This window comes from Saccharopolyspora taberi, from assembly GCF_039534165.1.
GTDB lineage: Bacteria > Actinomycetota > Actinomycetes > Mycobacteriales > Pseudonocardiaceae > Saccharopolyspora_D > Saccharopolyspora_D taberi.
In genome coordinates, this window is record NZ_BAAAUX010000011.1 from 679990 (window position 1) to 703577 (window position 23588).

A 23588-nucleotide genomic window follows, 5' to 3' on the forward strand; every position below is an offset into this window, starting at 1 on the left:
CTTCTCTGTCAATCGGCTGGAACCGATCCGGGGCCGTGGGCGTCGCACGGGATGAGTTCACCGCCCGCGGGCGGTTGCGGAACCGACCACGAAGATGAGGAGATCCGGTGCGACGTCTGATCGCCGTGCTGGCACTGGTCGCCCTGCCGCTCGCGGGGTGCGGCAGTGCGGAACCGGACGGTGGCGGCGGGACTGCTCCTCCGCCGCCACCTCCGGCCGACACGTTCGACCTGGCCGAGGCGATGGCGCGGATCGAGTCCTCCGGGTTCACCCCGGCTCCGCCCGAGGGCCCGCTGCCCGGCCCGGTCCGGGCGATCCACTCGACCTGCACCGGCAGCGCGAATGGCCGGTGCCAGGAGGTCTTCGTCTTCCACAGCCGCGATCTGGTCGGCAGCGTGCACGCGGGCCTGATGCGGATCACCGGTCAGAACGGCACCCAAGTTTCGCTGGAACTGCCCCGGTACGCGCCCGGCGGTCCCGGTTGCTGCCCGAGCGGAACCCCGTCGCCGCACACCCTCCGCGTCGAGGCGGGCAAGCTGGTCGCCGATCCGCCGATCCCCGAGGACCCGAACGGCCACGGCGATTCCTGATCCTCAGTGGACGGTCAGCTGACGACCTGGCCGAGCACCGCGCCGAAGACGTCCCGGTCCACCACGGCCGAGTCCTCGGCCAGCCACTGCCCGATCTCCCGGACGAACTGCTCGGGCGTGAGCGGCGAACCCGCCGGGTCGACCTGCTCGCCGGTGGTCACCTCGCCCGCCCGGCTCGGGTAGATCAGCACCGCACCCCGGATCTCGACCTCGGGCAGCAGTTCGGCGAAGGCCGCGACCCCCTCCGGCAGCCGGGTTCCGCCGCCCCGGAACGGATGCCCGTTGCGCCACAGGCCGCCGTCCTCGTCGGCGGCGTAGTGGCCGGGCAGCCACCGCTTCGACTCGATGAGCACCAGCCGGTGCCCGCACAGCACGGCGTGGTCGATGTCGGCGAACACCGAGTCCGGCCAGGCCAGTCCGTGGAAGATCCGGACCCCCGGCAGCCGGGTCAGGTAGGTGGTCAGCAGCTCCGAGGTGAGCCGCTTGGGCTGGGCGTCGTGCTCGTCGTCCGGGCGCCCGAAGACCCGGCGGTGCCGGAACTCGGCGGCGAACAGCCGGTCGACCCTGCGGGCGGCCAGGAACCGGCGCAGCAGCAACAGCACCACCACGCCCGCGGCGACCAGCAGCGCCAGCCATCCCGCCAGCAGGACGGAGGTCAGCTCCACCGCCAGGCCGGCCAGCAGCAGCACCGTCCAGCCGCCGACCAGCGCCAGCAGCGGCGCGCGGTCCGGGCCGGTGACCGGGACGTAGCGGACGCGCTGGTCCGGGTCGACCTGGTCCCACCACGGGATGTCGTCCGGGCTCAGCCTCGGCAGCCCCGGCGTGAAGTTCGGGTCGTCGCCGAACTCCCGGCGCCGGGCCGGACGCGCCGGACGCACGCGCACCGGCGCCGCGGGGACGTCCCCGGCGCCGTCGTAGTCCGCGCGGCGCACCGGATCGTTGAGCGTCTCGTACGCCTCGCGCAGCAGCCGGAAGGTGCCGGCGGTTCCGCCCACGTCCGGGTGCATCGTCCTGGCGAGGGTCCGGTACGCCGACTTGATCTGCGCCGGCGTGGCCCCGCGGTCCACGCCCAAGAGCTCGTAATAGTCGACTCCGCGCACGAACTCGCCCACCTCCCAGAACCGGCGGGCACATGATATTGGCCGCCCGGTGATCAAGATCAACCAGATGGGCAATTTCGCCGGATCGGCCGCACGGGCCGGCGTTTCCGGTGCTAGTCCTGCTCGTCCTCGATCTCCACGACGATCTGGCCCGCCGACACCTCGGCGCCGTCGTCGAGCGGGATGCGGGTGACGGTGCCGCTGTGCTCGGCCCGCACCGGGTTGAAGGTCTTGACCGCCTCGATGAGCGCGATGGTCTGGCCGGCGTCGACGTGGCCGCCCTCGGAGACGTAGGGAGCGGCGTCCGGCGACGGCCTGCGGTAGAACACGCCCGGGCTCTGCGCTTTCACGGTGGACATGCCAGTACCGTGCCCCGGCCCGCGCCGGACCGCCACCGGGATCAGCCCGCCCGCCGGAACCACCAGCCGATCAGCCCGCCCGCCACCAGGGGGATCCAGAACACCAGCACGCGGAACACCACGACCGCCGCGGCGGCGATCCCGATCGGCGTGCCGTAGGAGACCAGCACGGCCACCGCCCCGAACTCGACGAAGCCGATCCCGCCCGGCATCACCCCGACGATCCCGAACAACGTCGACACCGCGTAGGCCACCAGCGCGACGAGCGGTTCGCTGCCCGCACCCACGGCGGCCATCGACGCCCAAAGCAGCGCGGCGCCCAGCACGTCGACCGCCACCGCGAAGCAGAGCGCGGGCACGCTCGCGCGGGGCCGGGCGCGGATCGCGGCGACGGCGTCGTAGAGCTCGTCGGCACCGGAGGTGCTGTGCGGGCGCGGCGGCCTGCCGAGCAGGCGGTCGAACGTCCGGGCGGGCAGGGTCCACAGCCTGCGCACGACCTCCCGGCTGCGCACGGCGGCCACCAGCGCGGCGATCCGCACCACCAGCCCGGCCAGGAAGATCACCACCGCGACCACTTCCGGGCGAGTCAGCCTGCCGTCGGCCCACACCACGACCAGCCCGGCCGCGAGCGTGACCACGAAGGCGACCTCGGCGAGCTGGGCCGCCGCGAGGTAGGCCGCGGTGACCCGCCCGGTCGGCGAGCCGCGCCTGCGGGCGTCGACGGTGAAGGCCGCCAGCCCCGCGACGTTGCCGGACTTGATCGCGAGGTTCAGCGCGATCGACATCAGCGTCACCGGCACCAGCCCGCCGAGCTCGGCGTAACCGCCGGTGCCGACCATCCGCCGCGCGGAGGCGTGCAGCAGCGTCCAGTCCAGCCACCACAGCGCCAGCAGTCCCAGGCCCGCCGACAACCAGTAGCCGTTGGCGGTGCGCAGCGCGTGCGCCGCTGCCGGGACGTCCTTGCGGTTGGCCCACACCACCAGCACCACCGCGGCCAGCACGGCGACGGCAACGGCCAGCCGGAGCCACCGATTCCGCATCCGGCCAGCGTCGCAGCTCAGCGGACCGCACGCAGCCAGTCCTCTGTGGACAGCGGAAATCCGCTACCGGGAAGGCTCCCCGGTTCGGCAGAATGCCGCCGATGGAGCTGTTCCTGGAAACCGAGCGGTTGCTGCTGCGCCGGATGACCGACGACGACCTCGACGAGTTGTCCGCGCTGCACAACGACCCCGACGTCATGCGCTACCTCAACGGCGGCAAGCCGGTCGGCCGCGCCGAGATCGAGAGCTGGCTGGGTCGGGTGCGGGAGCTGTACGCGCGGTACGAGGGTTACGGGTACTGGCCCGCGATCGAGCGGTCCACCGGCGCGTTCCTCGGCTGGTTCCTGCTCCGCCCGAAGGACACCGACGAGCCCGGCCACGTCGAGCTCGGCTACCGGCTGCACCGGTCCGCGTGGGGCCGCGGCTACGCCACGGAGGGCTCGCTGGCGCTGCTCCGCAAGGCCTTCGACGAGCTGGGCGCGCACCGCGTCTACGCCCACACCATGGTGGTCAACCACGCCTCCCGGCGGGTCATGGAGAAGATCGGCCTGCACCACGTGCGCACCTTCGACGGCGACTTCCCGGAGCCGATCGAGGGCAGCGAGCACGGCGAGGTCGAGTACGCCATGGACCTCGCGGGCTGGGCCGCGCGGAGATAGTCGCCATCAGGTCGTGATCCAGCGGGCCCGGAGCGGCTAGAATCACGGCGGACCTCGAGCTGGCCGCGAGGGGTGTCGGCGCCACCTGACGCCCACGAGCGGCTTTCGGGGTGGCCAAAAAGGGAGGGGCGGCGCCACCGTCGCCCCGGCCACCCGCGTGGGAGACCCGCTGACCTGACCCAGGTCAGCGGGTTTTTCGCCGTCCGGGGCGCCCGCGCTGACCGAGCCGGGGCCGGTCCCCGAGGCGATGATGGGCGGATGGACGTTACCGAGGTCCTGCTGCCCGGGGTGGGACTGCGCTACGAGTTCACCACCGAGGAGGGGCAGCGCCTCGGCGTGGTGGCCCGCCGGTCCGGCGACTTCGAGTTCGTCGCCTACTCCGGCGACGACCCCGACGAGGTGCTGTCGCTGTTCCGGCTCGGCCCGGAGGAGGCCGACGCCGTCACCGAGATCCTCGGCGCGCCGCGGATCGCCGAGCGCTTCGCCGACCTGACCCGCGAGGTTCCCGGGCTCAACGCGGGCCAGGTGGAGGTCACCGCCGGATCGCCGTTCGCGGGCCGGACGCTGGGCGAGACCCGCGCCCGGACCCGGACGGGCTCGTCGATCGTCGCGATCGTGCGCGGCGAGGACGTCATCGCCTCGCCCGGACCGGAGCAGCGGCTGCGGGCCGGGGACATCCTCGTGGTGATCGGAACCCAGCAGGGCATCACCGGTGTGGAACACATCCTCGCGAGCTGAGTCCGGTGCACACCTCGGTCGCCCTGCTGATGGAACTCGGCATCGTGCTGGCCGCACTCGGCGCGGCGGGCACGCTGACCCGGCGCTTCGGGGTGTCGCCGGTGCCGCTGTACCTGCTGGTCGGGCTGGCCATGGGCGAGGGAGGGCTGGCGCCGCTGCCTGCGGCGGGCGAGTTCGTGGAGGTCGGCGCGTCGATCGGGGTGGTGCTGCTCCTGCTCAGCCTGGGGCTGGAGTTCTCCGTCGAGGAGTTCACCGTCACGCTGCGCAGGCACGTGCCGTCCGGGCTGGTGGACCTGGTCGCCAACGCCGCGCCCGGCGCGGTCGCGGGCTGGCTGCTCGGGCTGGGCGGCACCGGGATCGTGGCGCTGGCCGGGGTGACCTGGGTGTCGTCGTCGACGATCGTGTCCCGGCTGCTCGACGACCTGCACCGGCTGGGCTACCGGGAGACGCCGGTGGTGCTGTCGATCCTGCTGCTGGAGGACTTCGCGATGGCGGTCTACCTGCCGGTCCTGACGGTGCTGGCCGCGGGCGGCGGGGTGCTGCGCGGGGTGGCCAGCGTCGCGGTGGCGCTCGGCGTGCTGGCGGTCGCGCTGGTGGCCTCGCACCGCTGGGGGCACCGGGTCGGCCACCTCGTCGACGACCGCGACACCGAGCAGCTGCTGCTGCGGATCGTCGGGCTGGCCCTGATCGTCGCGGCCGCCGCGGAGCTGGCCGGGACCTCCGCCGCCGTCGGCGCGTTCCTGGTGGGCCTGGCGGTGACCGGCCCGCTGGCAGGCCGCCTGCGCACCGTGATCGCTCCGCTGCGCGACCTGTTCGCCGCCGCGTTCTTCCTGGCCATCGGACTTTCGGTGCCGCCGGCTTCGCTGGTCCCGCTGCTGCCGGTGGCGTTGCTGCTCGCGGTCGTGTCGACCGGGACCAAGATGCTGACCGGGTGGTACGCGGCTGCGCGCCAGGGGTCGGGGCTGCGCGGGAAGCTGCGCGCGGGGACCGTGCTGAGCGTCCGGGGCGAGTTCTCGATCATCATCGTCGGGCTGGTCGCGCTGCCCGGCAGTCCGCTGGGACCGCTGGGACCGCTGGCGACGGCCTACGTGCTGGTGCTGGCAGTCGCCGGGCCGTTGCTGACCTGGTGGGTCAGCCCTCCTTCGGTTCCCCGGTTCCGGGCTCGGCCTTCGAGGTAGTGGGTTCCGGGGTGCAGTGGGCTTCCGGGGCTCTCGCCAGCCCCCGGCCCCCGGCGGGTCTGGTCCTTCCGCTAGCGGCGGCGCAGTTCGCTCGTGACCGCGGTGCGTGCGACCAACCGTCCTTTGTGGAACACCACGCGGTCCTCCGTCGCGTGGGCGACGGCCGCACCGAGGTCGCCCGCGCGAACCGCCAGCAACTCCGCCGGGCCGCCCGGGCGCAGCTCCGCCAGCGACAGCCCGAGCACCGCCCGCGCTCGGAGCAATGCCGAACGCTGGCGCTCAGAAGAAGAAATTCCCGCCACACAGCGCCAGAGTGGACTTAATTTCCGTGCAATCGTCGGTTGACGGCCATTCTTCCTATTCGTAAGGTCTGCGCACCGATTGTGATCCACCACACGGGGGACCCGGTGCTCGGGCGCCGGCACCACTGGTTCACCATCTGTCCCGCCGCCGGAAACCTTCACCACGACGAGGAGTACCGCATGCCGCTGGATGCACGCATGCTGCTGCGTCGCAAGCCGATCAGCACCCTGCACGCCGAGACCGGAACCGACACCGGTGGCGGTGAACTGCGGCGCTCGATGGGCGTGGTCCGGCTGACCATGATCGGCGTCGGCTCCACCGTCGGCACCGGCATCTTCATCGTCCTCAACGAGGCCGTCCCCAAGGCCGGACCGGCGGTCGTGCTGTCGTTCGTGCTCGCGGGCGTCACCGCCGCGCTGACCGCGCTGTGCTACGCCGAGCTCGCCTCCAGCATCCCGGTCTCCGGCGCCTCCTACACCTACGCCTACGCCACGCTCGGCGAGATCGTCGCCTACGTCGTCGGCGCCTGCCTGGTCCTCGAATACGGCGTCGCGGCCTCAGCGGTGGCCGTCGGCTGGGGCGAGTACCTCAACCGGCTCCTCGGCGACACAGTCGGCTGGCAGCTGCCGGAAGCGCTCAGCGCGCCGCCCGGAGAGGGCGGGATCGTCAACGTGCCCGCCGCGGTGCTGGTGCTGCTCTGCTGCTTCCTGCTGGTCCGGGGTGCCCGCGAGTCGGCGACGATCAACGCCGTCACGGTGTTCATCAAGCTCGCCGTGCTGATGCTGTTCGTCGTGGTCGCGCTGATGGCCTTCTCCGACGACAACGCGCGGCCCTTCGCCCCGTTCGGCGTCGCGGGCATCGGAACCGCCGCGTCCACGGTGTTCTTCTCCTACATCGGCATGGACACCGTCTCCACCGCGGGCGAGGAGGTCCGCAACCCGCGGCGGACGCTGCCGCTGGCGATCTTCTGGTCGATCGTCATCGTCACCACCGTCTACATCCTGGTCGCGGTCGCGGGCATCGGCGCCCAGCCGTGGCAGCTGTTCGAGGGCCAGGACGCGGGCCTGGCCGCGATCCTGGGCAACCTCACCGGCGCGGGCTGGGCGGCGATCGTGATCGCGGCGGGCGGGGTCATCTCGATCTTCGGCGTGACCCTGACGACGATCTACGGCCAGACCCGGGTGCTGTTCTCGATGGGCCGCGACGGCATGCTCCCGGAGAGCTTCCACAAGGTGCACCCGCGCAGGCGGACCCCGGTGCGCAACACGCTGATCGTGTCCGCCTTCGTCGGGCTGCTGGCCGCCGTGGTGCCGCTGAGCACCCTGGCCGACCTGACCAGCATGGGCACGCTGGTGGCCTTCACCGTGGTCTCGGCGGGCGTCATCGTGCTCCGCCGCACCCGGCCGGACCTGGAGCGCGGGTTCCGCGTCCCGGGCGGCCCGGTCGTCCCGGTGCTGAGCATCGCCGCCTGCCTGTACCTGATCTACGAGCTGCCCGTCGAGACCTACCTGATGTTCGCCATCTGGCTCGCGGTGGCGCTGACCTGGTACTTCGGCTACTCGGTCAAGCACAGCAAGCTCGCGCGAGAATGGTCCGGTGGGCACGGCAGGCAGGCCGACGCTGCGGGTGCGGATCGCTCCTGAGCTGCGGCTGTTCACCTCGCGCCGGAACCGGGGCGGGCCGGTCCGGCTGCCGCACGACCCGACCGCGACGCTGGGGCACCTCGCCGAGTCGCTGGGCGTGCCGCTGACCGAGGTCGGGGCGCTGCTGGTGGACGACGTCCCCGCAGGCCCCCGGCAGCGCTGCGAGGCCGGGACGACCGTCGAGATCCGCCCGGTCCCCCGCCCGCAGCCCGCGTCGCGGTTCCTGCTCGACGTGCACCTGGGCAAGCTCGCCCGGCGCCTGCGGCTGCTGGGCGTCGACACCGCCTACCGCAACGACGCCGATGACGACGAGCTGATCGAGGAGGCCGCCGACGACGGGCGGATGCTGCTCACCCAGGACCGCGGCCTGCTCTGCCGCCGCGCGCTGCGCGCGGGCGCGTACGTGCGCGGGGCGGACCCGGCCGAGCAGCTGGCCGACGTGCTGGACCGGTTCGCACCGCCGCTGGCGCCGTGGACGCGGTGCACGTCGTGCAACGGCGAGCTCGACGCGGTCGCGAAGTCCGAAGTGGTCGCCGAGATCAGGCCGGGCACCCGGCGGTTCTACGACGACTACGCGCGGTGCCGCGCGTGCGGGCGCGTCTACTGGCGCGGTGCGCACGCGCGGCGGATCAACGCGATGATCGACGCCGCCAGGCTTCAGCTGACGAACTCGCGGACGCGGTCGTAGACACCGCGGTCGCGGATCAGGTTCACGTGCGTCACGCAGCCGACCTCGACGTTTTCCGCGCCGTCCAGCTTGGCGCTCTCCGGTGGGCGGATCGCCTCGTCGCATGAGGACCAGAACGCGCCGTAGCGCACCGCACCCGGGGTCTCGTCACCGGCGTTGAGCTCGTTGAGGAACGCCGAGCCGGGCCGCATGTCCTGGCACGGCACCGCGTTGCACAGCAGGGCCGAGTCCGTCCCGTGGTTCGGCCCGCCCAGGCTCACCCAGTCGTCGACGACGTCGGCGCCGCCGAGGAACTTCACCCAGTGCCGCGAGCTGAGACCACCCATCGAGTGCGTGACCACGTCGACCTTGTCCGCCCCGGTCCTGGCCCGCACGTCGCGTACGTACGTGGAAAGCCGGTTCGCGATGTCCACATTGGATATGTCGCTGGGATATTCGAACGCGTGCAGCCGGTCCTGGCCGTAACCGGCCTCGGTGAACCAGCCCTTCATGTCGTTCCACGCGGCGGCGTTGCCCAGGTAGCCGTGCACGAACACGATCGGGTCGCCCGCCGCCGCCATCGCCGGCTGAGGCACCAGCGCGCTGCCCGCCACCACCGCCACCACCGCCGCCGTCCGGAGCGCAGAAATCATCCGTTCCTCCCGGAAAAAGTGCTGATCAGGTCGACGTCAAGGTAAGTGGAGGCCATTCCCGCCGCACCTCGTCACAAGCCCCGTACGGGCGATAATCGCGGCCATGGAGAACACGGTCAGCGGGGTCGACTTCCCGCTCTGCGCCCAGTGCGGCGTGCAGTACCCGAGCCCCCGGTCCACGTGCTTCATCTGCGACGAGGAACGGCAGTACGTCCGCTGGGACGGTCAGCTGTGGACCTCGCTGCGCGAGCTGCACGCGGGCGAGCACCGCCCCCGGATCGAACCGGAGGGCGACCGCGTCATCGGGGTCGGCGTCGAACCGAGGTTCGCCATCGGACAGCGGGCGCTGCTCGTGCGGGCCGACGGCGGCAACGTGCTGTGGGACTGCGTGCCCTATCTCGACGACGAGATGATCGAGCGGATCAGCGACCTCGGCGGTCTCACCGCCATCGCGATCAGCCACCCGCACTACTACAGCGCGATCGTGGACTGGGCGCAGACCTTCGACGTGCCGGTCTACCTGCACGCGGCCGACCGGCAGTGGGCGCCGCGCGTCGACGACCACGTGGTGTTCTGGGAGGGCACCAGCCGCGAGATCGCCGACGGCCTCACGCTGGTCAACCTCGGCGTGCACTTCGCGGGCGGCAGCGTCCTGCACTGGCGGGACGGCGAGGGCGGGCGCGGCGCGCTGCTCACCGGCGACATCGTGCAGGTGGTCGAGGACCGCAGGTGGGTCAGCTTCATGTACAGCTACCCGAACCTGATCCCGGAACGCCCGGAGGTGGTCCGCGAGGCGGTGCGCAGGCTGGAGCCGCTGGCGTTCGAACGCCTCTACGGTGCGTGGTGGCGCAAGGTCGTGGACTCCGACGCCAAGCAGGCGGTCCACCGCTCCGCCGAGCGCTACCTGCGCTTCATCCGAAGTGGTGACTGAGGTTCGAGAGCGGTCTCCGCGGCGGTTTCCGGCTGTATGTTCCTCGCGGACCTGACCCGGAAACGTGAAGGCTGTGGCGCAGTGATGAGGAAACTCGTACCGGTGGCCAGCGTGCTCGCGGTGGCGCTCGCCGGGTACGCGGGCGCGTACCGGCTCGGCCGCTGGCTCGACGAGCCGGGCACGGCGACCGAAACCGACCAGGACGACCGGCCGTCCCGGTCCCGCGAATCCGAACCGGGCACCGCATCGGACTGAAGGCTGGTGAAGCGGCGCAGCCGCTTGGCCCACCCGGGCAACCGGCACCGCCGCGGGTTCTCAGGCGCCCTCTGGCGAGGACAGCTTTTTCGCTCGTATCGGACATACGTGCGCAAAAGATCCCGCAGCCAGAGGGCGCCTGAGGTTCCGCTACCCGCACCGCTACCGAAGACGGGTGCGAGATTCAACCCTCAGCCGATGGCGGCGGTGAGGGTCGGCAGGTAGCCCTCCGAGTAGCCGCTGGCGTTGGGGTGGAACGACTCCTGCAACGGGTTGCTCGGGCCGTTGATCCACTCCGAGTCGCTGCACACGCCGTGGCCGTCGAAGACCTCGCGGGGGTCGGCGAAGGTGAAGCCCGCCGCCTCGGCCCGCTCGCTGATGACGCCCGCGAGCACGTCGGCACCGGCGTTGATGCGCTGCCGCTTGGCCTCCGAGAAGCCCGGGATGCCGCAGTCCCCGGTCGGCTGGTTCAGCCGCGGGTAGCCGAGCACGACGACCTGGGCGTTGGGCGCGGCCTGCTTGATGTTGGCGTAGGTGGTGTCGAGCTTGCCGGGCAGCTCCGAGCGGCCCTTCTCCTCGGCCGCCGAGACCGCGCTGTCGCAGCTGTCGTCGCTGCCGAGCAGGCAGTCCTGGACCACGCCGGAGAACCCGACGTCGTTGCCGCCGACCGAGATCGTGACCAGCGTGGTGTCGGCGCCGAGGCCGGAGAGCTGGTCGGCGTTGACGTCGTCGGTGGTCGCACCGGAGCAGGCGTTGAAGGTCAGGGCCGCGCCGTTGGCGTCGGCCCACAGCTGGGCGTAGGACTTGGGGCTGCGCAGGCAGTCCCCGCTGTCCTCGAAGTACTCCCGGCTGCCGACGCCGGAGGAGTACGAGTCACCGAGGGCGACGTAGTTGGGGGCGGCTTCGGCGGCGAGCGCCGGGGCGGCGAGGGCGAGCGTCATGGTCGCCGCCGCGGTGGCGCACAGGGTCTCCCGTAAGTAGCGCATACAGCCTCCGGGATTCGGAAAACGGGAAGAACAAACGGGACGCGCCGATTGAACGAGAATTTCCGATCATCCAGGAGAACTTGGCGTATACCCGCCAGTAACGCCCGGTTCCCGGCGGGCAACGGCGCCATGGGGCGCCCGCCGCCGGAACGAGGCCGATTGCGCCGAACGGCGGCTCAACCCGTCAGATCCGCTGTGGATCGGTGCGTTCGCCGCCGTGCAGCTGGTCCAGCGAGCGCCCCGCGGAGTCCGGCATGAACACCGCGCCGATCACTCCGAACAGGACCAGCATCGCCATCATCACCGCCGACATGCCCGCGACGCCGAACGACGACGTCACCATGGCGGGCACGAGCATGCTCCAGAACCCGAGCGCGATCCGGGACACCGCGAAGGTCAGGCCCTGAGCCGTGCCGCGCAGCATCGTCGGGAACATCTCCTGCGACCAGAGCTTGTAGAACGACTCCCCCGCGCACGCCGCGCCGACGCCGAACAGCACGACGTTGACCGCCGCGACGCCGACGCCGACCGGGAACAGCACGAACGCACCGAGCGCGACCACCTGCAGCAGCGCACCCACAACGAACACCGGCCTGCGGTGGCGGCTGTCGCTGAGCGGCATGAACAGGAAGACGACGGCGAGCATGGTCACCGCGGAGTTCAGGCTCTGCAACGCCACGCTCGTCGCCTGATCGACCGCGCCCGCGCGTTGCAGGATGTAGGGCAGGAAGGCGCCGTTGGTGCCCGCGGCGATGTTCCACAGCAGGTACACCGAGCCCGTGAACAGCAGGGCGTTGCGGTAGCGCGGAGTCAGCAGGTCGCGCAGCCTGCTCGCGGCCACCGCGTCCGCACCGGCCGCCTCGGTCCACCGCGCGGACTCGACGATTCCCCGGCGCAGGAACCAGGTGACGACCGCGACCACGGCCAGGTGCGCGAAGACGATGCGGATGCCGAGCAAACCCAGCGGTGCCAACACGAACGCCAGCAGCAGGGTCAGCATCGGCCCGAGGGTCCAGGCGAACTGCGCGAGCCCCAGCAGCCTGCCCCGCGAGCGCCCCGGCGAGAACTCCGCGACCAGCGCGAGCGAGGTCGGCAGGTCGGCGCCCACCGCGAGACCGACGATCACGTAACCGACGAACAGCATCGGCAGGTTGACCGCGAACACGATCCAGGCGATGCCGAAGGCGAACACCAGCAGGTCCCACGCGTAGATCCGCTTGCGCCCGAACAGATCGCCGAGCCTGCCGCCGATCAGCGCCCCGACCGCAGCCGAGATCGCGTTGGAGCTGAACGCGGCCAGCAGCCCCACGGTCGTCGACCCGAGGCCGAGGTAGGACTCCCAGAGCGGGAGCCCGGCCGCGGCGGCCACGATCGACCCCGCGTCGATGTAGGACGCCATCGCCGCCAGCGCGGCCCACCGCCAGTGCTGCCGGGTCGGTCTGCCGTCGTCGGGACCAGTGGTCATCACGTTCTCCCCTCAGGCGTTTCTGCGGGTATACCCGAGCAACGCGCGGAGGAGGAGCCGGCGACGGGAAAATGACGCCAGAAGGGCAATGCCGGAGGGCGGCTGAGGTTGCGCCGCGCAGGACCCGTCCTCAGGAGCGGTCGATCAGCGTCGAGGCACGCACCACCAGCTCCGGCTCGAACACGACCCGCTCGTGCGTGTGCGGATCCCCGGAGGTCTCGTTGAGCAGCAGCTCCGCGGCGGTGCGGCCCATCCGGAACGCGGGCTGGCGCACCGAGGTCAGCGGAACCGCCGCGGCCGCGGCGAACTCGATGTCGTCGTAGCCGATCAGCGCCATCTCCTGGGGCACCCGCACCCCGGCGCTGAACATCGCCTGCAGCACGCCCAGCGCGAGCAGGTCGTTGGCGCAGAACACGGCGGTCGGGCGGTTGCGCATGCCCAGCACCCGCGCGCCCGCGTCCCGGCCGGACGCGACGTCCAGCGACGGCACCTCCAGCACGGACAGCACCGACTCGTCCATCCCGGCGTTGCGCAGGGCCCGCAGCGCGCCCTCGTGCCGGTCGCGGCACTGCGTGAGCCTGGCCGGGCCGCTGACGTAGGCGATCCGGGTGTGCCCGGTCTGGATGAGGTGCCCCACCGCCATCGCACCGCCGCTGACGTCGTCGACCGACACCGAGCAGCCCAGCTCGACGTCGAGCTCGCGGTCGACCAGCACGTGCGGAATTCCGTGCCGGCGGAAGGAATCCAGGTTGCGGCCTGCCACGTCGGCCGGGGTCACCAGCACCCCGCGCACCCGCTGCTCGGCGAACAGCGACAGGTAGAGCGCCTCGGCGTCCTCGTCCTGCCCGCTGTTGCACAGCATCAGACCCAGGTCCTGCGCGCGCGTGGCGTCCTCGACGCCGCCCGCGACGTCGACGAAGAAGGGGTTGGCGATGTCGAGGACCAGCAGCGCCACCATCCGGCTGTGGCCGGTGCGCAGCTGCCGGGCCGACTCGCTGCGGACGTAGCCGAGCTCGTCGATGACGGCCAGCACACGGTCCCGCGTGGAGTCCGAGACCCGGTCGGGCCGGTTGATCGAGTTGGACACGGTCGCCACCGAGACACCGGCACGCTCGGCCACGTCCCGGATGCTCACCATTCCACCGGAATGGCCGCCGCTTCCTGTCCGCATGTCACCGTCCTCGTGGCCCTGCCCGCGCGGGGATACTAGCGCAGCTGATCTCCTGAACCCAGCTCCCGCATCGTGGAACCCGCCGCGCGAAACCGCCACCGGACAAGCGAAGACCCGTGCGCCGCGTGGGCGCACGGGTCCGGTGGGCCGGAATTCGGCTCAGCTGACCGGAGTCTGCTCCGCGAAGGACGCCACGGCCTGGTTGATCACCTTGAGGTTGCGGTCGAACGCCTCCTGGTTGACGTTGTCGACCGTGTCGCAGGAGCTGTGGTAGCAGGAGTCGTAGGCCTGGCCGGCCTCGCCGCCCCACTTCTGCGCCTGCTCCGGGGTCTTGGTGCCCTCGGCGCCGGTGAAGGTGCCGCCCGCCGGGATGCCGACCTCGATGAACGGGCCGTAGTCGGAACGGCCGTCGAAGTCGGTGCCCTCGGTCTGCACCCCGGCGCCGCCGAAGGCGTCGTTGAGCACCTTCTCGATCTGCGCCGAGCCCTCCGGGCCGGGGCCTGCGCCCTCGCCGTCGGAGTCGTCGCCGTCGTAGGTGAAGTAGCCGGCGTTGGGGGAGCCGACCATGTCGAAGTTCAGGTAGAGCGCGATCTTGTCCCGCTCGGCCTGCGGCAGCTCGCTGACGTAGTGCGTGGAGCCGACCAGGCCCTCCTCCTCGGCACCCCAGAAGGCGAAGCGCAGCTTGTTCTTCGGCTGCGCGCCGCCGGCGGCGTGGTCCAGCGCCGCCTGGAGGATCGCCGCGCTGCCGGTGCCGTTGTCGTTGATGCCCGGGCCGTCGCTGACGCTGTCGAGGTGCGCGCCGACCATCACGACGTTGTTGGCGTCGCCGCCCTTGGTCTCGGCGATCAGGTTGAAGGTCTTGCCGCCCATGGAGTCGAACTCCTGGACCGTGGTGGCGAACCCGGCCGCGTCCAGCTTCGACTTCACGTAGTCGAGAGACGCCTGGTAACCCGGCGTGCCGGAGGCCCGGTTGCCGCCGTTGGCCTCGGCGATCTTCTGCAGCTCCTGCAGGTGCTCCTGCGCCGCCGCGGCCCCGGTCGGGGCCGGGGCGCTCACCGCGTACGCGGGCAGCAGCGCCACCCCGGACACCGCGGCAAGCGCGGTCACAGTCATCGCAAGAGGTCGTTTCCGCATGCTCCGCTCCCGTTCGGTTCACGCAATCCGGTGTCGGGAACGTAACTGTGAGCGACGATCTGTCGGCCTCCGTGGCGGAAAGTCGCCTTTTCCCAGATATCGATGGAGACCCAGCTCACACGGCCGATACCGAGGCCGTGCCCGGTGCGTGCTCTGACCTGAGCGGGTGCGAGCATCACCCGAACGGCAGATGGCGCCGCGGTGAATCCGCTCACCCGATGACGAGCGCGCGGCGAGGAGAAAAGGGGTCGGGGTTGCAGGTCCTGTGGGGTCTCGGCGGCATGCTCGTGCTGCTGCTGATCGCGTTCGCGATGTCGACGAACCGGCGGGCGATCAAGCCGCGCACCGTGATCGGAGCGCTGGCGATCCAGCTGGTGTTCGCCTTCGTCGTGCTGCGCTGGGAAACGGGCCGGATGGTGCTGGCCCGCGTCGCCGGTGCGGTGCAGCGGGTGATCGATTCCTCGAAGGAGGGCATCGAGTTCCTCTTCGGGCCGATCCTCCCCTCGGAGGGGATCGTGGTGGCCTTCCAGGTGCTGCCGCTGATCGTGTTCATCGCCTCGCTGACCGCGGTGCTGTACCACCTGCACGTCCTGCAGTGGGTGGTGCGCATCATCGGCGGTGGCCTGCAGAAGCTGCTGGGCACCAGCAAGGCCGAGTCGCTCAACGCGACCGCGAACATCTTCCTCGGCCAGACCGAGGCGCCGCTGGTGGTCCGGCCGTACCTGGCGCGGATGACGAAGTCGGAGTTCTTCGCGGTGATGGTCGGCGGGCTCGCGACCGTCGCGGGCACCGTGCTGGTCGGCTACGCCGCGCTCGGCGCCAACCTCCAGCACCTGATCGCCGCGAGCTTCATGGCCGCCCCGGGCGCCCTGCTGATGGCCAAGATCATCATGCCGGAGACCGAGGAGACCGCCGGTGACGCCGAAGTGGCGGGCGAGGACGCCGACGGGGCCGAGGAGGCCGCGGGCGAGCCGGAGTACAAGCCGCAGAACCTCATCGACGCGGCGGCCAGCGGCGCGAGCGACGGCCTGAAGCTGGCGCTGAACGTGGCGGCGATGCTGTTCGCGTTCGTCTCGCTGGTCGCGCTGGTCAACCTGTTCATCGGCATGGTCGGCGGCTTGTTCGGGGTCGCGGACCTGACGCTGGAACAGATCCTGGGCTACGTGTTCTCCCCGGTGATGGTCCTGACCGGGGTGCCGTGGCACGAGGCGGTCGCGGCGGGCAGCTTCCTCGGCGAGAAGCTGGTGATCAACGAGTTCGTCGCGTTCGCCGACTTCGGCCCGCAGATCGGGAACTTCAGCGACAAGACCGCCACCATCATCACCTTCGCGCTGTGCGGTTTCGCCAACATCAGCTCGCTGGCGATCCTGCTCGGCGGCCTGGGCGGTCTGGTCCCCGCCCGGCGGCCGATGATCGCCAAGTACGGCCTGCGCGCCGTCGCTGCGGGCACCCTGGCCAACCTCGTCAGCGCCACCATCGCCGGGATCCTGGTGGCCTGAACCCGGTCCGCGCAGCGCACGTCCGCAAACTGCTGTGCGCTGCGCGGACAAACCACCCTTCAGGTGCATTGACCCTGAAAGGACAAGGCAAAGCCGTCACGTAAGCTCGCGACGTGCTTGCTGGGGAAGAGAAAACGACCGCGCCGCCGGAGCGGCGGTTGAAACGATTCGCCTTCGTCGCCGGGCTGCTCGGCGCGGTCCTCGCCGTCGCGGTGCCGTTTCTCCCCGTGCACTACGACATCACGACGCTGAAGTGGCCGACGGCCAACGGCACCAAGCCGATCTCGGCCCCGCTGGTCGACTACTCCCCCGTCGAGCTGGCCATCGACGTCCCGTGCGACACCGCGCGCGGGCTCGACGCGCGCCTGGACCGGCCCGCCGTCCTGCTGAGCACCAATCCGCCGTCGTCGCACTACGGCGGCCTGACCGGCATGACCCTGCAAGTCGACAACGGACAGTTGAGCCTGCTGTCGCGCGGCAAGCAGCTGGGGCAGGTCCCGCTGCCCGAGGGCTGCTCGATCTCGGTGCGGTCCGACGCCCACGGCATCAAGTCCTACGCTGGCGAGCACAAGCTGATCGACGTCGCCGGGGACAGCAGGCCGCAGCTGACCGGGATCCACTCCGACCTCGACGCGCGGATCGACGACGTCCGCGGTGTGTCGTTCGAGGCCCGGCTGGACAACCGCTACCAGAGCTACGCGACCCCGCTCAAGCTCGTCGCCATCGTCCTCGCGGTGCTGGCGTTCCTCGCCTCGCTCGTCGCGGTCCACCGCATCGACGCCCGCTCCCCGCGCAAGCCCCGCAAGCTCGTGGCGGCGGGCTGGTGGAAACCGACCTCCCGCGACGTCGCCGTGGTCGCCGCGCTCGTCGCGTGGTGGCTGATCGGCGCGATGACCGCCGACGACGGCTACTTCCTGACCATGGCCCGCGCCCGCGACGACCTGGGCTACGTCAGCGACTTCTACCGCTGGTTCTCCACCGCCTACGCGCCGATGGGCTGGTTCATCGAGCTCTACTCGTGGTGGGTGCAGATCTCGACGTCGACGCCGTGGGTGCGGCTGCCCGCGCTGGGCATGGGCGTGCTGAGCTGGCTGCTGATCAGCCGGGAGATCCTGCCCCGGCTCGGGCGGCAGGTCCGCCGCAGCAGCGCGGCGGGCTGGGCCGCGGCGGCGGTGTTCATGGCGTTCTGGATGCCGTACAACAACGGCCTGCGGCCGGAACCGGTGGTCGTCGTCCTCGCCCTGCTGGTGATGTGCGGCGTGGAACGGGCGGTGGCCGGCAGGCGGCTGCTGCCCGCCGTGCTTGCGCTGGTGGGCGCCGCGCTGTCGGTCGGCGTCAACCCGCACGGCGCGGTGGCGGTCCTGCCGCTGGTCGTCGCGTTCAAACCGCTGCTGCGGCTGCTGCGCGAGCGGGCGCGCGACGTCGGCTGGGCGACGGTGCTCCCGCCGATCCTGGCCAGCGGCCTGGCGGTCCTGGTCGTGATGTTCGCCGACCAGACCTGGCAGTCCACGCTGGACTCGATGGAGCTGCGCACCGAACTGGGGCCGAGCCTGAAGTGGTTCCAGGAGCTGCACCGCTACAACCTGCTGTTCAGCCCCACCCAGGACGGCTCGCTGACCCGGCGCTTCCCGGTGCTGCTGGTGATCCTGTGCCTGGTGACCTGCCTGGTGGTGCTGCTGCGCCGGGGCCGGATCCGGGGCGCGGCCCTCGGCCCCAGCCAGCGGATGCTCGCGATCGCCGCGCTGTCGTTCGTCATCCTCGCGCTCACCCCGACCAAGCACACCCACCACTTCGGCGTGTTCGCCGCGGTCGGCGGCCCCGTGGCGGCGCTGACCGCACTGGCGACCAGCAGCACCGTGCTGCGTTCCCGCCGCAACCGCGCGGTGTTCTTCGCCGGGCTGATGGTGATCCTGGCCTTCGCCGCGACCAGCACGAACGCCTGGTGGTACGTCTCGGGCTGGGGCGTGCCGTGGTTCGACAAGCCGCCGTCGATCATGGGCTACCAGGCGAGCACCCTGCTGCTCGCCGCCGCGGGCGTCGCGCTGGTCGTGGCGTTCGTCGAGCATGTGCGCATCGACGAGCACCGGCCGGAGGTGGCCGCCGAGAAGCACAGCCGCGCGCTGCGGCTGGGCACCGCACCGCTGTCGATCATCTGCGCGCTGCTGATGCTGGGCGAGGTCGCGACCTTCGGCAAGGTCATCCAGGAGCAGTGGGGCAGCTACAGCCTCGGCCAGGACAACATCCGCCAGCTCACCGGCTCCAGCTGCGGCCTGTCGGACTACGTCTACGTCGAGACGAACCCGCGCACCGGAATGCTGGCGCCCTCGGCCCAGCAGCCGCAGACCGCGGTCCCGGGTTCGAAGGTGCCCAAGCGCAACGAGAACGCCGAGAACGCCGACCAGTACCTGCGCGGCAGGACCGAGGGATTCCGCCGCAACGGCCTCCCTCCCGGCGACGGCACCGATCCCGGCGAGCCCGACTGGCGGCCGCCGTCCGGCTTCGGCGACGACCGCGCGCCGCTCTGGGGCAGCTACGAACCCACCGCGACCGGCACCGGCGAACTGCGCACGCCCTGGTACGACATCCCGGAGCGGGCCGCCTCCGGCGAGGTGCCGGTGGTGCTCACCCTGGCGGGCTGGGAGCTGGGCGCGAACTCGGTGTACGTCGAGTTCGGCCGGGACACCGACGCCGGTTTCGAGACGATGCAGCGCTACCCGGTCGCGCAGGGCAACGCCCCGCACTGGCGGGACCACCGGGTGCTGGTGGGCGGCCCGTCGGAAGGGGCGACCAAGCTGCGGGTGGTGGCCACCGACCAGGCCCTCGGGCCCAACGGCTGGCTCGCGGTCAGCGCGCCGCGCGTGCCGCAGCTGACCAGGATGACCGACGTGGTCGGGGACGCGCCGACCTTCGTGGAGTGGCCCGCGGCGTTGCTGCACCCGTGCCTGCACACGGTGCGGCAGCGCGACGGGATCGCCGAGGTGCCCCGGTTCCGGGTCGCCGGGGGCGGCGACGTCCGCGCGGTCGGGCAGGGCTGGTCCTCACCGGACGCGGGCGGGCCGTTCGGCTGGATGAACGTCGCGGCGAGCGTGCGCGAACTGCCGACCTACCTGCGCAACGACATCAACCGCGACTGGGGTTCGCTGTACGTGGTCGACCCGTACGCGCCGGAGGCGCTGCCCGCGCAGTCGGCGATGAAGACGCACACCGAGACCCACTGGGGCAACTGGTCACCGGGACCGCTGCCGAAGTCGCTGCGGCTGCCCGGTGACGTCCCGGACTCCCGCGACCGCACCGATCTCCGCCTCGAGGACGACCCGCAGCCTTGACCTCCACATAAGTGGAACTCCTAGGTTCGGTTCCGCAAGCACCAACACCTGGGAGAACCACCATGCACGCGATCGTCCAGCACACCTTCGGCCCGGCCGAGACCCTCCGCTACGAGCAGGTCGCCGACCCGCACCCCGGCCCCGGCCAGGTCCGGATCGCGGTCGCCGCGTCCGGGGTCCACCTGGTCGACACGGCCATCCGCCGGGGCGAGCCGGGCCCGTTCCCGCGGCCGGAGCTGCCGATGACGCCGGGCCGCGAGGTCGCGGGGGTCGTCGACGAGCTCGGCGAGGGCGTGGACCCGGTGTGGCTGGGGCGGCGCGTGGTCGCGCACCTCGGCCCGGCCAGCGGCGGTTACGCCGAGCTGGCCGTCCGCGAGGTGGAGGCGCTGCACGAGCTGCCCGGCGCTGTCGGGTTCGAGGCGGCGGTGGCGATGATCGGCACCGGCCGGACCACGATGTCGATCCTGCGCCAGGCGGAGCTGACCGCCGACGACGTGGTCGTGGTGACCTCCGCCGCGGGCGGGATCGGGAACCTGGCGGTGCAGCACGCGCACTCGATCGGCGCGACCGTCGTGGGCGCCGCGAGCGGGTCGAAGCTCGAACACGTGACCGCGGCCGGTGCCGACATCGCCGCCGACTACACCCGCGACGACTGGCCGGACCAGGTCCGGCAGGCGCTCGACGGCCGAGACGTCACCGCGGTCCTCGACGGCGCGGGCGGTGCTCCCGGCCGGGCGGCCTTCGACCTGCTCGGCGCGGGAGGCAGGATCGTGCTGTTCGGCCGCCCGTTCGGCGAGCGCGCCTTCACCACCGACGACCTCATCGCCCGCGCGCTGACCGCGACCGTCGCCCTCGGGCCGAATCTGCTCCGGGTGCCCGGCGGCATGCGCGCGCTGGAGGAGGAGTCGATGGCCGCGCTCGCCGAGGGCAGGCTCGCACCGCTGGTCGGGCCGCCGTTCCCGCTGGCCGAGGCCGCCGCCGCGCACACCGCCTTGGAGGACCGCCGGACGTTCGGCAAGCTGGTGCTGCGGCCCTGACCGGATGGTCACCCTGCGTGTGCGGACTCCACTGGACCAATCGGCCCATCGGCCGATCCGTGAAGTGGATCAGAGCTCCTAGAGTGAAGGGTGAACCGGACATCGGCTGCCGGGCCTGGCAGGGCATCGGCTGCCGGCGGCACACGGGACGCTTCGGCGTCGGCGGGAGGTAGTTTCCCTTGGAACAGGTGGTCCTGCTCAACGAATCCGGGCAGGCGATCGGAGTCACCGACAAGGCGACCGTGCACCACGAGGACACACCGCTGCACCTCGCGTTCTCCTGCTACGTCTTCAACGACCGCGGCGAGTTGTTGCTGACCCAGCGGGCGCACCACAAGCGGACCTGGCCGGGGGTGTGGACCAACACCTGCTGCGGACACCCCGCCCCCGGCGAGCCGCTCCCGGAGGCGATCACCCGGCGGTTGGCCGAGGAGCTCGGGCTGTCGGTGCACGGCCTGGCCCTGGCGCTGCCCCGGTTCCGCTACCGGGCGGTCATGCCCAACGGCGTGGTGGAGAACGAGATGTGCCCGGTGTTCGTCGCGTTCGCCGACGGCGAGCCGCGGCCCAACTCCGACGAGGTGGCCGACACCCACTGGACGGACTGGGCGCGGTTCCGCGACGAGGTCCTGGCGGCGGAGACCGACGTCTCGCCGTGGTGCGCGCAGCAGGTCGGCGAGCTGGCCGGGCTCGGCGGCGACCCGGCGGGCTGGCCGGTGGGGTCCGAGGCGGAACTGCCCGCCGCGGCGCGCTGACCGGCGTTCAGCCTCGGCCGAAAGTACGAGGCCGGCGCTGACCGTTTGGCCCATCGGCGGACCAGGTCAGGTCGTTTCGGCCGATCCGGTCCGCTGATCATCGGCCCTACCTTGGGAGTGTCAGCCCACTTCCGAGGAGCCCGAGATGACCGTCGCCTACTCCCCCACCACGCACCCGATCGACGTCGACGACCTGCGCGACCGCGTGGACACCGCGCTGATGCGCTTCCTCGACGAGCAGGAGGGGCGGTTCGACGACCTCATCACCGATCCGGGAAGCCGCGCGCAGTGGCGCGGCGCGACGGCGAGCCTGCGCGGATTCCTCGCCGGGGGCAAGCGGATCCGGCCCGCGTTCTGCTACTGGGGCTGGCGCGGAGCGGGCGGTGCGGCCGACGACGAGGGGATCGTCGGCGCGGCGGCGGCGCTGGAGCTGCTGCACTCGTTCGCGCTCGTGCACGACGACATCATCGACGCCAGCGACACCCGCCGCGGTGCCCCGTCGCTGCACCGCCACCACGCCGACCTGCACCGCCGGTCCGGCGGCCGGGGCTCGTCGGAGCTGTTCGGCACCTCGATCGCGCTGCTGCTCGGCGACCTGTGCCTGGCGTGGTTCCACGACCTGCTCGCCACCAGCGGGCTGCCCGCCGAGCGGGTCCGCGAGGCCCGGCCGCTGCTGGCGCACAGCCTCAACGAACTCGTGCTGGGCCAGTACCTCGACGTGGCCGAGCAGGCCGGTTCGGAGCACTCGGTGCACCGCGCCCGCACGGTGATCCACTACAAGACCGCCAAGTACACGATCGAACGCCCGCTGCACCTGGGCGGCGTGCTGGCCGGTGCGCCCGCCGAACTGCTCGACGCCTACACCGCCTACGCACTGCCGCTCGGCGAGGCGTTCCAGCTGCGCGACGACGTCCTGGGCGCCTTCGGAGATCCGGCCGTGACCGGCAAGCCGGTCGCCGACGACCTGCGCACCCGCAAGGCGACCGTCCTGGTCGCCACCGCGCGGGAGCGCGCGAACGCGGCACAGGCAGCCGAGATCGACCGGCTGTTCACCGGCCCGGACCTCGACGACGAGCAGACCGCGCGGTTGCAGTCGCTGATCACCGACACCGGCGCCCTGGCGGAGTCCGAGCGACTGATCGACCGCCACGTGGACGCCGCCTGGCGGGCCCTGCACGACATGCCGGTGCCCGACGACGTCCGCGAGGTCTTAGGCACCCTGATCGTCGCGGCAACCGCCCGCGCGCACTGATTTCGCACCGCGATTTCCCGCACAGCGATTTCCCGCACTGCGGAGCCAAATCCGGTGTCCAACCCGGCCAGGAGCTGATTCCGGCGCCCGGCCCGTCTCGCCCGGGCCTGAACCCGGCGCCCGGCCCGGGTCTGGACCTGAGTCCGGCTCCAGCCCCGGTGCTGATTCCGGCGCCAGCGGACTGAATCCGGCCGCCCAGCCCGACACGGCTCCGCACGGCTCGGCACAGCCGCCCGGCCCGACACGGCACCTCCGCCCAGCCCAGCCCGGCACGGCCGCCCAGCCCAACCCGGCTCGGCTCGGCCCGGCACGGCCCGGCCCGGCCCGGCACGGCACGGCACGGCACGGCACGGCACGGCACGGCACGGACTCAGCCCAACCCGAGTCCAGCCAGGCCCCCCAGCCCGGAGCTCAGCCAGCCGGGATTCGGCCCGCCCCAGGGCTGCCACAGCCCAGAACCCACCCGGGCTCACCCGGCCTCACCCCAGCGGAGTGCCGATCCGAAGCCGGTTCCCGTCCGGATCGCGCAGCTCGATCTCGCGCGCCCAAGGCGCATCCTCGGGCGTCATGCCGAACTCGGCGGCGATGGCCTCGACATCGTGCACCCGGAGATAAACCAGGGTGTTGGGCTGCGCGTCGCCCTCGTGCTCGGACAGGAACAGCCGCAGGTTCCCGCGGGCGATCTCGACGAAGGCGGGCAGCTCCGGCTGGAAGCGGTGCTCCCACTGGGCGGTGAAGCCCAGCAGCTCGTACCACTTGACCGCGACGTCGGCTTCCTCCACCCGCAGGATCGGGATGATTTCCTCGTCCATCGGGTCATCCTGACATCGCCCCGGCAGTGGTGCCACCA

The 23588-nt window shown here is 71.8% G+C and carries 23 protein-coding genes; 13 read left to right on the forward strand and 10 right to left on the reverse strand.

All coding sequences use genetic code 11. From position 1 onward, the window contains the following. Positions 1–107 precede the first annotated feature (107 nt). Positions 108–590 carry an LppP/LprE family lipoprotein gene (locus ABD691_RS12225; protein WP_344679700.1) on the forward strand — a complete coding sequence of 161 codons (483 nt, stop codon included), beginning with the start codon at positions 108–110 and terminating at the stop codon, positions 588–590. 14 nt (positions 591–604) lie between these two features. On the opposite strand, the gene ABD691_RS12230 is transcribed toward ABD691_RS12225, so the two are convergent. The 3 genes from ABD691_RS12230 to ABD691_RS12240 form a co-directional block, all read right to left on the reverse strand. Continuing rightward, on the reverse strand, positions 605–1690 hold the full coding sequence (locus ABD691_RS12230) for a J domain-containing protein (protein WP_344679701.1): 1086 nt from the start codon (positions 1688–1690) through the stop codon (positions 605–607). Positions 1691–1803: 113 nt separating this feature from the next. After that, positions 1804–2049: an acetyl-CoA carboxylase gene (locus ABD691_RS12235; RefSeq protein WP_344679702.1), complete on the reverse strand. Its 246-nt coding sequence runs from the start codon at positions 2047–2049 to the stop codon at positions 1804–1806. Positions 2050–2090: 41 nt separating this feature from the next. Beyond that, complete coding sequence (locus ABD691_RS12240) at positions 2091–3089, reverse strand: lysylphosphatidylglycerol synthase transmembrane domain-containing protein (protein WP_344679703.1); 999 nt, start codon at positions 3087–3089, stop codon at positions 2091–2093. A 101-nt stretch (positions 3090–3190) separates the two neighbouring features. On the opposite strand from ABD691_RS12240, the gene ABD691_RS12245 reads away from it, so the two are divergent. From ABD691_RS12245 to ABD691_RS12255, 3 genes are all read left to right on the forward strand, one after another. Next, a complete protein-coding gene (locus tag ABD691_RS12245) occupies positions 3191–3748 on the forward strand; it encodes a GNAT family N-acetyltransferase (RefSeq protein ID WP_344679704.1) in 558 nt (185 codons plus the stop codon). Between the two features lie 258 nt (positions 3749–4006). Then, on the forward strand, positions 4007–4486 hold the full coding sequence (locus ABD691_RS12250; protein ID WP_344679705.1) for a cation:proton antiporter regulatory subunit: 480 nt from the start codon (positions 4007–4009) through the stop codon (positions 4484–4486). Between the two features lie 5 nt (positions 4487–4491). Next, positions 4492–5664: a cation:proton antiporter gene (locus ABD691_RS12255; RefSeq protein ID WP_344679706.1), complete on the forward strand. Its 1173-nt coding sequence runs from the start codon at positions 4492–4494 to the stop codon at positions 5662–5664. Positions 5665–5735: 71 nt separating this feature from the next. Here the strand turns inward: ABD691_RS12255 and ABD691_RS12260 are convergent, their stop codons facing one another. Further along, a complete protein-coding gene (locus tag ABD691_RS12260) occupies positions 5736–5927 on the reverse strand; it encodes a hypothetical protein (protein WP_344679707.1) in 192 nt (63 codons plus the stop codon). 219 nt (positions 5928–6146) lie between these two features. Here ABD691_RS12260 and ABD691_RS12265 point away from each other — a divergent pair, with 219 nt between their 5' ends. Next, the gene (locus ABD691_RS12265) at positions 6147–7610 is read left to right on the forward strand and encodes an amino acid permease (RefSeq protein ID WP_344679708.1); all 1464 of its coding nucleotides are present in this window, start codon (positions 6147–6149) and stop codon (positions 7608–7610) included. Next, positions 7564–8298, forward strand: a complete 735-nt coding sequence (locus ABD691_RS12270; RefSeq protein ID WP_344679709.1) for a Mut7-C RNAse domain-containing protein — start codon at positions 7564–7566, stop codon at positions 8296–8298. The genes ABD691_RS12265 and ABD691_RS12270 overlap by 47 nt, the downstream gene beginning before the upstream one ends. On the opposite strand, the gene ABD691_RS12275 is transcribed toward ABD691_RS12270, so the two are convergent. Further along, positions 8268–8930, reverse strand: a complete 663-nt coding sequence (locus tag ABD691_RS12275) for an esterase/lipase family protein (RefSeq protein WP_344679710.1) — start codon at positions 8928–8930, stop codon at positions 8268–8270. The genes ABD691_RS12270 and ABD691_RS12275 overlap by 31 nt on opposite strands. A 103-nt stretch (positions 8931–9033) precedes the next feature. Between ABD691_RS12275 and ABD691_RS12280 the strand changes: the two genes are divergently transcribed. Beyond that, positions 9034–9861 carry an MBL fold metallo-hydrolase gene (locus ABD691_RS12280; protein WP_344679711.1) on the forward strand — a complete coding sequence of 276 codons (828 nt, stop codon included), beginning with the start codon at positions 9034–9036 and terminating at the stop codon, positions 9859–9861. An 84-nt stretch (positions 9862–9945) separates the two neighbouring features. Continuing rightward, entirely contained in the window at positions 9946–10116 is a 171-nt protein-coding gene (locus tag ABD691_RS12285) for a hypothetical protein (RefSeq protein WP_344679712.1), read from the forward strand. A gap of 191 nt (positions 10117–10307) precedes the next feature. Here ABD691_RS12285 and ABD691_RS12290 read toward each other — a convergent pair whose 3' ends face one another. The 4 genes from ABD691_RS12290 to ABD691_RS12305 all read right to left on the reverse strand — a co-directional run bounded on the left by ABD691_RS12290 (position 10308) and on the right by ABD691_RS12305 (position 14851). Further along, positions 10308–11102: an SGNH/GDSL hydrolase family protein gene (locus ABD691_RS12290; RefSeq protein WP_344679714.1), complete on the reverse strand. Its 795-nt coding sequence runs from the start codon at positions 11100–11102 to the stop codon at positions 10308–10310. Between the two features lie 184 nt (positions 11103–11286). After that, positions 11287–12567, reverse strand: a complete 1281-nt coding sequence (locus ABD691_RS12295; RefSeq protein ID WP_344679716.1) for an MFS transporter — start codon at positions 12565–12567, stop codon at positions 11287–11289. 130 nt (positions 12568–12697) lie between these two features. Beyond that, the gene (locus ABD691_RS12300; protein ID WP_344679786.1) at positions 12698–13705 is read right to left on the reverse strand and encodes a LacI family DNA-binding transcriptional regulator; all 1008 of its coding nucleotides are present in this window, start codon (positions 13703–13705) and stop codon (positions 12698–12700) included. 192 nt (positions 13706–13897) lie between these two features. Further along, entirely contained in the window at positions 13898–14851 is a 954-nt protein-coding gene (locus ABD691_RS12305; protein WP_344679717.1) for a M28 family metallopeptidase, read from the reverse strand. A gap of 239 nt (positions 14852–15090) precedes the next feature. Here ABD691_RS12305 and ABD691_RS12310 point away from each other — a divergent pair, with 239 nt between their 5' ends. The 5 genes from ABD691_RS12310 (at position 15091) to ABD691_RS12330 (ending at position 22738) form a co-directional block, all read left to right on the forward strand. Further along, positions 15091–16371 carry a NupC/NupG family nucleoside CNT transporter gene (locus ABD691_RS12310; protein WP_344679718.1) on the forward strand — a complete coding sequence of 427 codons (1281 nt, stop codon included), beginning with the start codon at positions 15091–15093 and terminating at the stop codon, positions 16369–16371. Between the two features lie 113 nt (positions 16372–16484). Next, positions 16485–19697 carry an arabinosyltransferase domain-containing protein gene (locus ABD691_RS12315; RefSeq protein ID WP_344679719.1) on the forward strand — a complete coding sequence of 1071 codons (3213 nt, stop codon included), beginning with the start codon at positions 16485–16487 and terminating at the stop codon, positions 19695–19697. Between the two features lie 62 nt (positions 19698–19759). Continuing rightward, on the forward strand, positions 19760–20734 hold the full coding sequence (locus ABD691_RS12320) for a zinc-binding dehydrogenase (RefSeq protein ID WP_344679720.1): 975 nt from the start codon (positions 19760–19762) through the stop codon (positions 20732–20734). A 179-nt stretch (positions 20735–20913) separates the two neighbouring features. Beyond that, a complete protein-coding gene (idi, locus tag ABD691_RS12325; protein WP_344679721.1) occupies positions 20914–21486 on the forward strand; it encodes an isopentenyl-diphosphate Delta-isomerase in 573 nt (190 codons plus the stop codon). 145 nt (positions 21487–21631) lie between these two features. Further along, positions 21632–22738, forward strand: a complete 1107-nt coding sequence (locus ABD691_RS12330) for a polyprenyl synthetase family protein (RefSeq protein ID WP_344679722.1) — start codon at positions 21632–21634, stop codon at positions 22736–22738. Positions 22739–23217: 479 nt separating this feature from the next. Here the strand turns inward: ABD691_RS12330 and ABD691_RS12335 are convergent, their stop codons facing one another. Beyond that, on the reverse strand, positions 23218–23550 hold the full coding sequence (locus tag ABD691_RS12335; protein ID WP_344679723.1) for a glyoxalase superfamily protein: 333 nt from the start codon (positions 23548–23550) through the stop codon (positions 23218–23220). Between the last annotated feature and the right edge of the window lie 38 nt (positions 23551–23588).

Excerpts from the sequence above, each read along its gene's own strand:
- ABD691_RS12300 (WP_344679786.1), bottom strand. The coding sequence starts at position 13,705 with ATGGTGAGCATCCGGGACGTGGCCGAGCGTGCCGGTGTCTCGGTGGCG.
- ABD691_RS12335 (WP_344679723.1), bottom strand. The coding sequence starts at position 23,550 with ATGGACGAGGAAATCATCCCGATCCTGCGGGTGGAGGAAGCCGACGTC.
- ABD691_RS12330 (WP_344679722.1), top strand. The coding sequence starts at position 21,632 with ATGACCGTCGCCTACTCCCCCACCACGCACCCGATCGACGTCGACGAC.
- ABD691_RS12280 (WP_344679711.1), top strand. The coding sequence starts at position 9,034 with ATGGAGAACACGGTCAGCGGGGTCGACTTCCCGCTCTGCGCCCAGTGC.
- ABD691_RS12285 (WP_344679712.1), top strand. The coding sequence starts at position 9,946 with ATGAGGAAACTCGTACCGGTGGCCAGCGTGCTCGCGGTGGCGCTCGCC.
- ABD691_RS12265 (WP_344679708.1), top strand. The coding sequence starts at position 6,147 with ATGCCGCTGGATGCACGCATGCTGCTGCGTCGCAAGCCGATCAGCACC.
- ABD691_RS12295 (WP_344679716.1), bottom strand. The coding sequence starts at position 12,567 with ATGACCACTGGTCCCGACGACGGCAGACCGACCCGGCAGCACTGGCGG.
- ABD691_RS12240 (WP_344679703.1), bottom strand. The coding sequence starts at position 3,089 with ATGCGGAATCGGTGGCTCCGGCTGGCCGTTGCCGTCGCCGTGCTGGCC.
- ABD691_RS12305 (WP_344679717.1), bottom strand. The coding sequence starts at position 14,851 with ATGACTGTGACCGCGCTTGCCGCGGTGTCCGGGGTGGCGCTGCTGCCC.
- ABD691_RS12310 (WP_344679718.1), top strand. The coding sequence starts at position 15,091 with ATGACGAGCGCGCGGCGAGGAGAAAAGGGGTCGGGGTTGCAGGTCCTG.
- ABD691_RS12235 (WP_344679702.1), bottom strand. The coding sequence starts at position 2,049 with ATGTCCACCGTGAAAGCGCAGAGCCCGGGCGTGTTCTACCGCAGGCCG.
- ABD691_RS12320 (WP_344679720.1), top strand. The coding sequence starts at position 19,760 with ATGCACGCGATCGTCCAGCACACCTTCGGCCCGGCCGAGACCCTCCGC.
- ABD691_RS12290 (WP_344679714.1), bottom strand. The coding sequence starts at position 11,102 with ATGCGCTACTTACGGGAGACCCTGTGCGCCACCGCGGCGGCGACCATG.
- ABD691_RS12275 (WP_344679710.1), bottom strand. The coding sequence starts at position 8,930 with ATGATTTCTGCGCTCCGGACGGCGGCGGTGGTGGCGGTGGTGGCGGGC.
- ABD691_RS12245 (WP_344679704.1), top strand. The coding sequence starts at position 3,191 with ATGGAGCTGTTCCTGGAAACCGAGCGGTTGCTGCTGCGCCGGATGACC.
- ABD691_RS12250 (WP_344679705.1), top strand. The coding sequence starts at position 4,007 with ATGGACGTTACCGAGGTCCTGCTGCCCGGGGTGGGACTGCGCTACGAG.